The organism is Solwaraspora sp. WMMA2059, assembly GCF_027497315.1.
Classification (GTDB): Bacteria; Actinomycetota; Actinomycetes; order Mycobacteriales; family Micromonosporaceae; genus Micromonospora_E.
The window spans coordinates 5,991,284-6,003,891 of sequence record NZ_CP114908.1 but is presented as its reverse complement, the minus strand read 5'-3'; the positions used below and the strand labels follow the sequence as shown (position 1 = coordinate 6,003,891).

The 12,608-nt window shown below is 70.4% G+C and carries 11 protein-coding genes; 6 read left to right on the top strand and 5 right to left on the bottom strand.

Features of this window, described 5'->3' with window-relative positions:
• Positions 1-172: 172 nt before the first annotated feature.
• Together O7553_RS27635 and O7553_RS27630 are read left to right on the top strand one after the other, a co-directional pair.
• A complete protein-coding gene (locus O7553_RS27635) occupies positions 173-871 on the top strand; it encodes an ABC transporter ATP-binding protein (protein ID WP_281552473.1) in 699 nt (232 codons plus the stop codon).
• On the top strand, positions 868-2,178 hold the full coding sequence (locus O7553_RS27630; protein ID WP_281552472.1) for an ABC transporter permease: 1,311 nt from the start codon (positions 868-870) through the stop codon (positions 2,176-2,178). Before O7553_RS27635 ends, O7553_RS27630 begins: the two co-directional genes overlap by 4 nt.
• A 99-nt stretch (positions 2,179-2,277) precedes the next feature.
• Here the strand turns inward: O7553_RS27630 and O7553_RS27625 are convergent, their stop codons facing one another.
• A complete protein-coding gene (locus tag O7553_RS27625; protein WP_281552471.1) occupies positions 2,278-3,498 on the bottom strand; it encodes a hypothetical protein in 1,221 nt (406 codons plus the stop codon).
• Positions 3,499-3,693: 195 nt separating this feature from the next.
• On the opposite strand from O7553_RS27625, the gene O7553_RS27620 reads away from it, so the two are divergent.
• Both O7553_RS27620 and O7553_RS27615 read left to right on the top strand, forming a co-directional pair.
• Complete coding sequence (locus O7553_RS27620; RefSeq protein ID WP_281552470.1) at positions 3,694-3,837, top strand: hypothetical protein; 144 nt, start codon at positions 3,694-3,696, stop codon at positions 3,835-3,837.
• A 164-nt stretch (positions 3,838-4,001) separates the two neighbouring features.
• A complete protein-coding gene (locus O7553_RS27615; RefSeq protein ID WP_281552469.1) occupies positions 4,002-4,868 on the top strand; it encodes a S1 family peptidase in 867 nt (288 codons plus the stop codon).
• Here O7553_RS27615 and O7553_RS27610 read toward each other — a convergent pair.
• The 3 genes from O7553_RS27610 to O7553_RS27600 form a co-directional block, all read right to left on the bottom strand.
• Positions 4,862-6,331: an FAD-dependent oxidoreductase gene (locus O7553_RS27610; protein WP_281552468.1), complete on the bottom strand. Its 1,470-nt coding sequence runs from the start codon at positions 6,329-6,331 to the stop codon at positions 4,862-4,864. The genes O7553_RS27615 and O7553_RS27610 overlap by 7 nt on opposite strands.
• A 169-nt stretch (positions 6,332-6,500) precedes the next feature.
• Positions 6,501-7,853 (bottom strand): ferredoxin reductase family protein, encoded by a 1,353-nt coding sequence (locus O7553_RS27605; protein ID WP_281552467.1) that lies wholly within the window; start codon positions 7,851-7,853, stop codon positions 6,501-6,503.
• A gap of 232 nt (positions 7,854-8,085) precedes the next feature.
• On the bottom strand, positions 8,086-9,372 hold the full coding sequence (locus O7553_RS27600) for an adenylosuccinate synthase (RefSeq protein ID WP_281552466.1): 1,287 nt from the start codon (positions 9,370-9,372) through the stop codon (positions 8,086-8,088).
• A gap of 128 nt (positions 9,373-9,500) precedes the next feature.
• Between O7553_RS27600 and O7553_RS27595 the strand changes: the two genes are divergently transcribed.
• Complete coding sequence (locus O7553_RS27595) at positions 9,501-10,508, top strand: hypothetical protein (protein ID WP_281552465.1); 1,008 nt, start codon at positions 9,501-9,503, stop codon at positions 10,506-10,508.
• 181 nt (positions 10,509-10,689) lie between these two features.
• Here the strand turns inward: O7553_RS27595 and O7553_RS27590 are convergent, their stop codons facing one another.
• Entirely contained in the window at positions 10,690-10,887 is a 198-nt protein-coding gene (locus O7553_RS27590; RefSeq protein ID WP_281555824.1) for a hypothetical protein, read from the bottom strand.
• Between O7553_RS27590 and O7553_RS27585 the strand changes: the two genes are divergently transcribed.
• Positions 10,802-12,604, top strand: a complete 1,803-nt coding sequence (locus O7553_RS27585; RefSeq protein ID WP_281555780.1) for a chromosome partitioning protein — start codon at positions 10,802-10,804, stop codon at positions 12,602-12,604. The genes O7553_RS27590 and O7553_RS27585 overlap by 86 nt on opposite strands.
• Positions 12,605-12,608: the final 4 nt, after the last annotated feature.

Genomic DNA, 12,608 nt, shown 5'->3' with positions numbered 1-12,608 from the left:
GCCCCAGTCTGCCGGCCGCCGTGACCGGGCAGGTCCACCTGTCGCGGTAATCCCCGATACCGCGCACGCGGTACGCGGGTGCCCGCCGCAGAGTGACGCGGCGGGCCGGGCCGTTGACGACGATGGAGACACCAGCCGGAAAGCGGCCTGGTCGGCGAATACGAGGAGTCCGATGGAAAGCCCTGTCATCTCGGCTGTCAACGTACAGAAAACGTACGGCCGGGGCGCGAACAGCTTCGACGCGTTGAAGGGAGTAAACTTCGACATACATGACGGGGAAAGCGTCGCGATCCTCGGCAAGAGCGGGTCGGGCAAGTCGACCCTGATGCACATTCTCGCGCTGCTGGACGCGCCAACGTCGGGCTCGATCATGCTCGGCGGCGTCGATACCCGTACGCTGCGGGGCAGCCGGCTCAACCAGACCCGCAACAAGACCTTCGGGTTCGTCTTCCAGCAGTTCTTCCTCACCTCGAACATCTCGGTGCTCGACAACGTCATGCTTCCGATGAAGATCGCCGGCGTGGGGCGCACCGAGCGCAGACGGCGCGGCATGGCCGCCTTGGAGCAACTGGAGCTGGTTGACAAGGCGAAGAACAAGGCCGCGAATCTTTCCGGTGGGCAGAAACAACGCGTGGTGATCGCGCGGGCGCTGGTGAACAATCCGCGGATCATCTTCGCCGACGAGCCCACCGGCAACCTCGATTCCGCGACCGGCACGGTGGTGGAGGACATTCTCTTCGGCCTCAACCGGCAGAACGGCATCACCCTGATCGTCGTCACCCACGACGAGGAGCTCGCGGCGCGCTGCGACCGCCGCATCCTCGTCCGGGACGGTCAGCTGGTCAGCGACTCGGCGGCGGTGCCGGCATGAAGATCTCCGACCTGGTCGGTTCGGCCACCGCGAACACCTTCCGGTCCAAGACCCGCACGCTGCTGACGATCCTGGCGATCTTCATCGGCGCGTTCACCCTGACCCTGACCAGCGGGCTCGGCACCGGCATCAACGCGTACATCGACGACACGGTGACCGCGATCGGCGCCTCTGACGTCATGACGGTCGTGAAGACCTCCGAGCAGGGCGACGGGTTCGGCACCGCCGACGCCGGGCCGGCCGAGTACGACCCGGACACGGTGTCGAGCGGGGAGGCCGGGCCACCCGGGCAGACGGTCGTCGCGCTCACCCCGGCGGATCTCGAAGCGCTGGCCGACATCGAAGGTGTGCTCGACGTGCAGCCCACCAGGTCGATCAGCGCTGACTACATCCAGGTCGGCGACGGCACGCGCTACGTCGTGAACGTTGGCGGGCTGGTCGCCGGGCAGCGGACCCCGCTGGCGGCCGGGGCCGAACCGGACAACTCGTCCACCCAGCCGCAGCTCGCACTCCCGACGTCGTACGTCGAACCGCTCGGCTTCGCCGACAAGGCGGCTGCGCTCGGCGAGACCGTCTCGATCGCGGTCACCGACGCCGAGCGCACCCGGCAGGTGATCGAGGCGACGATCGTCGGGGTGGCCGAGGAGACCCTGGCGACCCCGGCCGGAGCCAGCATCGTGCCCAACGACGCGCTGACCGACGCGCTGTTCGACGCGCAGAACACCGGCATCCCCGCCGTCGAGGCGCAGCGGTACGCCCAGGCGAGCATCTGGTTCGACCCCGCCGCGACCGACGAGCAGATCGACGCGCTGAAGGATCGACTGGCCGACGCCGGCTACACCGGGAGCACGGTCGCCGACCAACTCGGGGCGTTCCGGACCGTCATCGACGGCATCGTCTGGGTGCTCAACGCCTTCGCGGTGATCGCGCTGCTGGCGGCGAGCTTCGGGATCGTCAACACCCTGTTCATGTCGGTGCAGGAGCGCACCCGCGAGATCGGCTTGATGAAGGCGATGGGCATGGGCTCCGGCAAGGTGTTCGGCCTGTTCAGCCTGGAGGCCACGGTCATCGGTTTCCTTGGCAGCGCGATCGGTGCGGTGTTGGCGATCGTGGCCGGTACGGCGATCAGCAGCGCGCTGGCCGACGGTTTCCTGTCGGACCTGCCCGGACTGACGCTGATCGCGTTCGAGCCGGCCCCGATCGCGATGATCATCCTGCTGGTGATGGCGATCGCGTTCCTGGCCGGCACGCTGCCGGCGTCGCGGGCGGCCCGGGCCGATCCGGTCGAATCGCTGCGCTACGAGTAGCAGCGACCGGGCCGGTCGACGGTCGGCAAGCACCACGTGCCTGGCGGGATCCGTTCCCGCCAGGCACGTCACTGCTGCCAATCAGGCTCCGCAGGTCGGTCAGGACGGAAAGTACGAGTTGGTGGTGGCACTGCTGTACGGGGAGTAGTTCCAGTAGTGGTACATCAGGGGCAGCTGACCCCACTTGGACCGTACGTACCTGCTGGTGCCGACCCAGATGCCGGAGTGATCGTCACTGGCGTACGACAGCTTCATGCTGGAGAACCAGATGTACGGCGGGTGCCAGCGGGTGTAGCTGCCATCGAGCCAGTACTGGTCGTCACCGGGGCTGTTCATCCACCGGTTGTTCGCGCTGGAAGTGCTGTACCAGGCGTATGAGTGGCAGTTGTACATGCGCGAGGCGTTGCTTTCCCGGGTGGCCGACGGATAAAAGCTGTCCACGTAGTTGTTGCCGTTGGTGATCTCGGCGCTGGTCAGCTCGTACGTCCTGGTGATCACCGTGACCGGGGTGCCGTTGGGGGTGTAGACGGTGCTGTAGTAGTCCAGCGTCCCGACGTCGTCGCTGACCGGGTGCGCGACGCTGGGATCGGCCAGGTGTGCCCGTACGGCGGCAACGGTGGTCTCGACCGCGCCCGGCCGCAGTTGCAGGCCCTCCCGCAGCAACTCCGAGCGGGTCCAGTCCCAGCCTTCCCGGATCGCGAGCGTGCGGCCCAGCAGCACCGCGGTCGGTTCCAGGCTGGCCTGGCTGTACGTCTTGGCGTCGGCCTGCTTGGCTCGGTGTACGGCGAGTCCGACGTGCAGCAACTCCGCGGACTGCGCCGTGGTCAGGGTGGCCAGCACCTGCGGCTGGGCGAGGACGGTTTCCAGTTTCCATGCGGTCATGACCCGGTCACCTGCTTCATCGAGCGTCTCACCGGGGCGGGCCGCAAGGTTCAGGGTCCGGTAGCGCTTCAGCAGTTCCTGGCCGGCGTCGGGGCGGCGGAGCAGTTCCTGCAGTCCGGTGAAGCGTGCGGTGACGGTCTCGAAGCCTTGTTGGACGCTGTTGAAGGCCAGGGCGTCGGGCAGCAGCGGGTACGCCAGGACGGCGTCGACGAGCAGCGGGGTCCGCAAGGCGGCGGCGGTCTTGTCCGGCATCTGTACGGCGTCGACCATCTCCTGGTGGCTGCTCAGCGCGCGCCACTGCGCGGTGCCGGGGGTCACCTGGTAGATGAAGGGTCGGTCGGCGGCCGAGACCGGGGTGCCGGGCGTGAGGGTGGCGACGAGGGCGCCGGTGATCGCTGCGACGAGGGCGCGCCGGGTGAGGCGGGCGGGACGGGACATCCGTGATCCTCTCGAGGAAGAACTGGATCGACACAGGAACACCATGATCGACAAGAATCGATCTGTGTCGCCCCGGAACGTTACCAGGGTCCACGGTTGTGGAATGGTCGCAAATTCAAGCAGGAGACGGTCAGTGTCAGACATTCATTGGACACCAGACCAGAGGGCGACACGATCGCCCGATGCCGCCCTCCCGTGCCAAACGTCCACCCCCAGGACCGCGCGGACATCCACTGGCCGGACAGCGGTGAGGCAGCTGTCGGCCGGCCATGGGCGCTGCGTACCACCTGGACGACCGTGCTGGACCGAATCGCCGACCCCGACCGGACCACCTTCTGACCAAAGCGGGACGCCGCCAAGTCAGACAACTGCCAGGATTGTTTTTCATATTTGCTATTGTCTAAGTAATTTTGCCATGTTAGCGCTTGCATCAGCATCGACACACAACAAAACTGTCAATATCCAGTAAGCCTGAGATCCCCAGTCCCATTCAGGAGGGAACAGTGCGGCTCAGCCACACGACCAGTCGGGCCACCCGGCTGCTCGCCGTCGCCGTCGGCGTAGTCACCGCCGGCGCGCTCGCCCTGCCATCCGCCGGGGCAGCCGCCCCGGTCGTCTACACCGCCAGCGAACTAGCCCAGGTCAGCGACCTGGTGGAAGCCTCCGGCGTCGAAGGGATCGCCTGGCACGTCGACAGCGCCTCCGGTCGCGTCGTGGTGACCGCCGACAGCAGCGTCTCCCGCGCCGAGATCGCCAAGATCCGGCTGGCCGCACGCGGCAAGGCCAGCGCGATCCGGGTCGAGCGTACGTCCGGCGTCTTCACCCGGCTGGTCTCGTCCGGCGACCCGATCTACGGCAGCGGCGGCCGGTGCTCGCTCGGGTTCAACGCCGTACGCGGCAGCACCTACTACTTCCTCACCGCCGGGCACTGCGGTGAGGTGGTCAGCACCTGGTACAGCAACTCCGCGCAGACCAACCTGATCGGCCCGACCATCGACTACAGCTTCCCCGGTGACGACTACGCGCTGGTCCGCTACGACAACCCGGCGCAGAGCCACCCGGGTGGGTTCAGCGTCGGCGACGCCTTCGTCGGGCAGTCGGTGACCCGCACCGGTTCGACCACCGGCACCCACAGCGGTACGGTCACCGCGCTCAACGCCCGGGTCCGCTACCTGGGCAGCGGGGTCGTCCGCGGTCTGATCCGGACCAACGTCTGCGCCGAGCCGGGCGACTCCGGCGGCCCGCTCTACTCCGGGTCGACCGCGCTGGGCCTCACCTCGGGCGGCAGCGGCAACTGCCGGACCGGCGGCACGACCTTCTACCAGCCGGTGCGCGAGGCGGTCGACGAGTACGACGTGACGATCTACTGATCGGCCCGGTTGGCCGTCGCCGCTGATCCCGACCGGCGGCCGCCGCCACTGGTCGATCCGCGGCCGGGCCGGCCACCGGAGAGTGTGCTCCCCGGTGGCCGGCCCGGCCGATGTCGGACGGCCAGCAGCACCCGCAGCAGCATCGCCGGAGTCGCCAACGACACCGGCCGGGCCAGCAGATGCTGCACCAGCAGCGCCTGCCGGGCCACCACCGGCGACGTGTGACAGGCCCGGGACACCAGGTTCCGGTACCGGTTGACCAGACCGGTACCGACCGGCCGGTGGCCCGTGGTCCGGGGATCGGCGAAGTCGGCTCCGACGGCGGTACGCCACAGTGCGTCGACCGCCCGGCCGGCCCGACGGTAGAAGGCACCGGCCAGCCGTGGCGAGGTCGGCCCGTACCGCCGCAGCGCCCGGTCCAACGCCCGAGCCTGCCGGGCGGCGGAGGTCACACCTTGCGCGTGGATCGGGTTGAGGCTGCAGATCGCGTCGCCCAGGACCAGGAATCCGGCCGGGGTACGGCGCAGCCGTTCCACCTGCCGGCGCTGATCGGTGGCGATCCGGTGGGTCAGCACCGGGCTGAGCGCTTCGGCCTTGGTCAGCACGTCGGCGATGGTGGGTGACGGGAGCTCCCGGGCGAAGTTCTCGAACTCGACCGGGTCACTCGGCGGCACCTCCCCGTGCCGGGAGCCGATGGTGATCAGCCAGCGGTCGCCTTCCACCGGCACCATGGTGCCGGTCCGGTGGCCGCCGGCCCGGTCGTCGACCACGACCGCGAGGGCACCGTCGAGGTCATCCGGGCCCCGCCGGACCAGCTGCGACGCGTACGCCGCGTCGACCCGTACCGCCGCGACCTCCGGTGCCGGGAAGCCAAGCTCGGCCAACTGGTCCAGGAAGCGGGTGTTGCGCCCGGTACAGGCGACGACCAGGTCGGCCCGGTGCTCGACCCCGTCCACCCGGACACCGGTGACCCGGGCATCGTCGACGCTGGCGCCGAGCATCCGGGCGCCGGCAGTCCGGCCGGTCGCGACGACCAGGCCGTCGACCGCGGTCCGGTCGACGACGGTCACGTTGCGCCGCTGCCGCAGCAGGCACCGACGGACCGCGTCCTCCAGCAGCGGCCGACTCGCCGACATGGCGAGGAACCCGAGGTCGGGACGGGCCCGGTAGCCGCCGCCCTGATGCCACACCAGGCCGGCGCCGTGCAGTGGGACGGCACCGGCGGCGGCCAGTTCCCCGGTGAGCCCGGGGAACCAGCCGTCAAGGAGCCGCCGACCGGCCGCCAGCAGCAGGTGGCCGTGGCGGCCCTGCGGGACGCCCCGGCGTGGCACCGCGTCGTCGGGCAGCCGGTCCCGTTCCAGGACCGTCACCCGATCGACGTGGTCGCTCAGCACCCGCGCGGTGGCCAGACCGGCGATTCCCGCCCCGATCACGATCGCGCTGGTGCCGTCGCTGTCGCTCACCCTTGTTTCGCCCTTCCGGGTCGAACCCGCCGACCCGCCGACAGGTCCTACGATCATCGGGCCGCGACCGGACACGGCGCGTGATGGAGATCTGAGGATTCTCTGAGGAAGGGCTGAGCCTCAGGGTTCAGCCCAAACCCCTCAGGGTTCAGCCCAAACCCCTCAGGGTTCAGCCCAGACCGAAGCGTTCGGCGTGGATCTGGGCGTTCGGCACGCCGATGGCCCGGACACTGTCGACGACGGCGGTGGTCATCGCCGGCGGCCCGCAGACGAACACCTCGCGTTCGGTGATATCCGGCACCCGTGCGAGCAGGTTCTCCGGGTCGAACGGCCGGTTCGGCGGCGACCCGGACCCGGTGCGCCCGGTCAGCACGTGCAGCTGCGCACCCTGCGCGGCGGCCAGCCCTTGCAGCTCGCCGAGGAGCACCGCGTCGGTCTCCTTGGCCGCCCGGTAGAGCACCACCGTCGAACCGCCCGACTCCTCCAGCAGCGCCCGGATCGGGGTGACCCCGACGCCACCGGCGACCAGCAGGGTCTTGTCCAGTTTGCGGTGCAGGTTGGTGAATGCGCCGTACGGCCCCTCGATGAAGACCCGGTTGCCGACCTTCAGGTGCCGTAGCCCGGCGCTGGTCTTGCCGGCGGCCTTCGCGGTCAGCCGCAGGGAACGTCCGTCGGGTGCCGCCGACAGCGAGAACGGGTTCGCCTGCCACCAGCGGTTGTGACCGGGGAACCGCCAGATGCAGAACTGCCCGGCCCGCGAGGGCAGCCGGTCCAGGTGGCGGCCGGTGACGTACACCGAGGTCACGTTGTCGGCCTCGGGCACCACGGCGGCGACCCGGAACTGGTGGTACGCGTTGCGCCACAGCGGCACAGCGACCCGGTTGACGATCAGGGCCCCGATCACCAGTGCCCACAGTGTCCACCAGTAGATGTTGGCCGGGGCCGAGTCGAAGGTGGTGGTCTCCATGAACTGGTGCACCAGGCCGGCCAGCAGCGCGAGGTAGATCAGCACGTGCAGGCTGTGCCAGGCCTCGTACGGCAGGCGGCGGCGGGCGTACCGGATGGAGGCCCCGACCACGACGATCATGATGCCGGCGGCGATCATCCCGAGCAGCGAGGCGGTCACCCCGGCCAGGCTCAGGAACGTCTCGCCGAAGCCCATGTCGTACAGGGTGGCGTAGCCGGCAATCACGAACACCGCGTGCAGCATCACGGTCCAGAACAGACCGAAACCGATCCACCGGTGCCAGGCGGTGAGCCGGTCCATCCCGAGCCGCCGGTCCAGCCAGGGAATCCGGGCCACCAGGGTCAGCTGCAGCATCATGAACATGGCGGCGTGCAGGCCGAAGAACTTGGCGACGGTCAGCACCGGGTGCTTGCCCTGGCCGTACGCGAAGAAGGCCACTTCGAGGATCAACAGGTTGGCAGCCAGCACACCCCACAGGGTCCAGCGGGCCAAGGTCATCGGGGGGATGCCGGTCGGAGGGGTCGGGGTGGGGGTGGCCTCCATCGCGTCTCGCACGCGATTGGGATCGCCGTACAGCCGGCTCACTGCCTTACTCCCTGCTATCAGTTACTATCAATCGAATACCGGGAAGGGTGCCCCGCCGCCGGCGCTGGTGGCAACCGGCGGACGTTCGGGTCCGGTTCGATCATGAAGCAGGCAGACTCCGCCACGCTTGGCGGAGATCTGAGGATTCTCTGAGGATCCGCGTGCCGGGGGCACGGGTACCGCTCAGAGCCGACGGTACGGCTCAGAGCAGCTCGTGGCGTACCACGTTCTCCTCCCGGCCGGGACCGACGCCGACCACGCTGACCCGGGCCCGGCACAGCTCCTCGATCCGGGCGATGTAGCGCCGGGCGTTGACCGGCAGCTCCGCCTCGGTGCGGGCCGCGGTGATGTCCTCCCACCAGCCGTCGTGCTCCTCGTAGATCGGCGTGGCGTGGTGGAAGCCGGTCTGGGTCATCGGCATGTCGTCGAACCGCTCGCCGTCGATCTCGTAGCCGACGCAGATCGGCACCTTCGCCAGCCCGGTCAGCACGTCGAGCTTGGTGACGACCAGGTCGGTGATGCCGTTGAGCCGTACGGCGTACCGGCCGACGACCGCGTCGAACCAGCCACAGCGGCGCTCCCGACCGGTGGTGGTGCCGTACTCGGCACCGATCTTGCGCAGATGGTCACCAGCGGCGTCGAACAGCTCGGTCGGGAACGGCCCGGAGCCGACCCGGGTGGTGTACGCCTTGGTCACCCCGATCACCTTGGTGATCGCGGTCGGCGGGATGCCGGTGCCCACGCAGGCCCCGCCCGACGTGGGGTTGGACGAGGTCACGAACGGGTACGTGCCGTGGTCCATGTCGAGCATGGTGGCCTGCGCGCCCTCCAGCAGCACCGTGTCGCCCCGGTCCAGCGCGTCCCAGAGGATCGCCCGGGTCTCGGCGATGTGCGGACGCAGCCGCTGGGCGTACGCCAGGTACTCCTCGACCACCGCGTCCAGGTCGAGCGCCTTGCGGTTGTAGACCTTGAACAGGATCTGGTTCTTCTCCCGCAGCGCCAGCTCCAGCTTCTTGCGCAGGATGCCGGGGTCGAGCAGGTCCTGCACCCGGATGCCCATCCGGGCCACCTTGTCGCCGTACGCCGGCCCGATGCCGCGCCCGGTGGTGCCGATCCGCGACGATCCGAGGTAGCGCTCGACCACCCTGTCCAGCGCCCGGTGGTGCGGCATGATCAGGTGCGCGTCACCGGAGATCCGCAGCCGGGAGACGTCCACGCCGCGTTCGGCGAGGCCGTCGATCTCGGTCAGCAGGACCTTCGGGTCGACCACCACCCCGTTACCGATGATGATCATCGCGTTCGGGGAGAGCGCACCGGACGGCATCAGGTGCAGGGCGTACTTCTGCCCGTCCGGCGTGATCACGGTGTGCCCGGCGTTGTTGCCGCCGGAGAACCGCACCACGTAGTGGACCCGCTCGCCAAGCAGGTCGGTAACCTTGCCCTTGCCCTCGTCACCCCATTGCGCGCCGAGCAGCACGATCGCTGGCATCTTGTGTAACCCGCCTCCATGGGGCTCGGGTGCCAGGTGGCGACCGCGTGGCAAGCCCGAGGAGTCAGGCTAACAAGGGTCACGAACCTGGTGGACGTGGCCGCAGAGATCGGCGGAAGGCGGCGACGGTGTACGACGTGGTGCTGCTGACACTCGGCAGCCAGCCGGACGCGGGCTGCGACGGCGGCTGCGGTGTCAGCTGCGGCACGGCACTCACCCGGGCGAAGCCGGACTGCGCCGAACCGGTCCGGGTGCCGGTGCTGACCTGCCGGGACGCGCTGGTCGCCGCCGGCGCGCGGGTCGAGACGGTGACCGCACGCTCGGACCGGGAGATCGACGACGTCCTCGCACGACTGGACGGCCCGGCCCGGCCGGACGGTCTGACCTGGCCCGACGACGACGGCAAGACCCGGCTGATCGTCGCCACGGCCGCCGACGGGCAGCTGCGGGCGGTGCTGCGCCGGATGGTACGCCGCTACGCCCCGCCACCGAGCCGGCGACCCGCCGACCTGGCCGACTCCCGGACCCTGCCGGACCTGCCGGCGATCGGGGTACTGCCGCTCGACCCCGGCACCGACACCCGACGGGCAAGCGCAACCGGTATCCCGCCGGCCGACCTGGCCGGCCGGCTCGCCCTGCCCAGGGAGCCGGCCGCAGTCGCCGCCGCGGTCCTCGGCGGCCGGCAGCGGCGGCTGGACCTGCTGCGTACCGACGGTGGCTCGGTGACCCTGGACGGCGCGCTGCTGGGTGCCGCCGACGAGCACGACCACCCGTTACCCTGGCGCGGACGGATCGAGGTCGATGACGCCGTGCTGAGCGCGGGCAACGACCCGCTGTTGGCCTGCGTGGTGGCGAACGCCGACGGATACGCCCGGCTGGCGGAGGTGGAACTGGTGGCCCGAGCGGACCCGGCGGACGGGGTGCTGGAGGTGGCGGTGGCGGTGCCGGTGAAGACCAGGTCGTGGTGGCGCGGCGAGCGGGTACGCATCGAGATCCGCCGGGCCCGTGGTCGCGCGGCGGCGGTCACCCCGCGCGACGGCGAACTACCGTTCCTGGATGACGGGGTGGCGGGCGGCTTGACCCGGAAACGCTCCTGGTGGGTGGAACCAGGCGCCTGGGCCGTGTACACATACTGACCTGGTATGCGACGCTAAGTAGCGACTGACCTGCACATCCTCGGGTTGTCCGTGGGGGGCTAGGGGGGTACTACGCAGTGCACGACAACACCGATCCGGGGCGTTCGACCGACGCTGACGGAGGCCAGGTGGAGGAGCCGTTCTGGCCGCCGGACGAGGTCGTGGCCACTCCCCGCAACGATCAGACCATCGCGGTACCGGTCATCCCAACGGTGACGTCCGGAGCCGAGGTCCGGCCCGACAACGGCAGGACGGCCGGCAACGGTCGGTTGCCCGCCGACCGCGACCCGGAGCTGCCGCATTCGCCGGCGTCGCCGTGGGCGCAGCCACCCAGCAGGTTGACCAGCCGCTCGACCGGTGCTGCTGGTTCTGGGGGCACCGCCCGCGACGGTGGCACCGGCGGCGATGCTGGTCCGTCCGGTGCCGTGCCGCCGGCTCCCCGGCGGTCACCGGAGCAGCCCGTACCGTTGGCGGAGCAACCCGTACCGCCGGCGGACGCGGCCGCGCCCACGTCGGAGGCGCCCGGCCGGCCGCACCCGACACCGCCCCGGCCCGGCCCGACCCACCCCCGCCAGCCGCATCCTGGTCCCAGCCGGCCCGCCCCGCCACCCGGTCAGACGCCGACGCCGCCCCCACTACCGCCGCCTGGGCCAACCGGCCCCGGCCGGCCGAGTGAGCCTCGGGAAGAGGTGACGGAACCCGCGCCGGGCCAGCCCGCCGACCCGTGGGCCCCGCCCGCCGCCGGCCCGGTGTCGGCAGCCGCGTCGGTGTCGGCAGCCGGCTGGGACGACTGGACCCCGACGGACAGCGGAGCCTGGTCACCCCCAGCGCCAGCGCCTACCCAGACTCCGGCGGCGTCGGCGTACCAGCAGGTGAGTCCGGGCGTGACCGAGCTGCCCCGACAGCCGTACCAGGAAGCGCCCGGGGTGCACCGGATGCCGTCGCCTCCGGTGCCGGACGCTCCGGTGCCGCCGCCACGGTCGGCGATGTTCGACTCGGGCTACCCGGTGCCGCCCGGGGTGCTCGGGTCGGTGCAGCAAGGTCCCACCCAGCAGGGTCCCGCGTACCAGGATCCCCTGCAGCAGCCGGCCGCGCCGACGCACCAGCAGGCCAGCCCGTCGGCCGACGGCAGCCAACTGCCGGCGGGCTGGACACCCGAGTCGTTCGTGCCGACCGCCGAGGAGTTCGCCCTGCGGCGGGCGACGAAACCGGCCGACCCGGTCGCCACGATGGGGGTCCGGGCCGCGCTCAACCGGACCACGCTGGGCCTGGTCAAGCTGCCGCCGGGGCAGCACGAGCAGGAGATCCGGCGGGACGTCGAGATGGTGCGCCGCAACTTCGGTGGGCTGCGCCAGGTCACCGTGGTCAACCCGAAGGGCGGGGCCGGCAAGACCGTCGCCATCCTGATGCTGGCCATGACGTTCGGGCAGAAGCGCGGCGGCTACGTGCTGGCCTGGGACAACAACGAGACACAGGGCACCCTCGGCATGCGCGCCCAGCAGGACTTCCACTCCCGTACGGTCCGGGACATGCTGCGCGACCTGCGCCTGTTCCAGGGGTCACACGGCCGGGTCGGCGACCTGTCGCAGTACGTGCGGGCGCAGGGCGAAGGCATGTTCGACGTGCTCGCCTCGGACGAGTCGGCCACCGCCGGCGAGATGCTGACCGCCGCCGCGTTCGCCGAGATCCGTGAGGTGGTCAGCCGGTTCTACAAGTTGATCTTCGTGGACACCGGGAACAACGTACGGGCACAGAACTGGCAGGCGGCGATCGACGCCACCGACCAGCTCGTGGTGACCATGTCGGCCCGCAACGACTCCGCCGAGCCGGCCGCCCGGATGCTCGACCACCTGGAGCAGACCGGCCGGCAGCGGCTGGTCCGCCAGGCGGTCACCGTCATCTCCATGCCGCCGTCCCGCCGGGAGATCGACCTGGCGCCGATCCACCGGCACTTCGCCGCCCGCACCCGTACGGTGCTGCTGGCACCGTACGAGCGGATCATCGACAGCGGGGAACCGATCCGGTACGGGCAGTTGTCCGCGACGTTCCGGCAGGCATGGCTGAAGATCGCCTCGGCGGTGGCCGAAGGGCTCTGAGCCG

Bases quoted from the DNA above. Each gene is read 5' to 3' on its own strand.
- O7553_RS27635 (WP_281552473.1), top strand. From the start codon at position 173: ATGGAAAGCCCTGTCATCTCGGCTGTCAACGTACAGAAAACGTACGGC.
- O7553_RS27630 (WP_281552472.1), top strand. From the start codon at position 868: ATGAAGATCTCCGACCTGGTCGGTTCGGCCACCGCGAACACCTTCCGG.
- O7553_RS27625 (WP_281552471.1), bottom strand. From the start codon at position 3,498: ATGTCCCGTCCCGCCCGCCTCACCCGGCGCGCCCTCGTCGCAGCGATC.
- O7553_RS27600 (WP_281552466.1), bottom strand. From the start codon at position 9,372: ATGCCAGCGATCGTGCTGCTCGGCGCGCAATGGGGTGACGAGGGCAAG.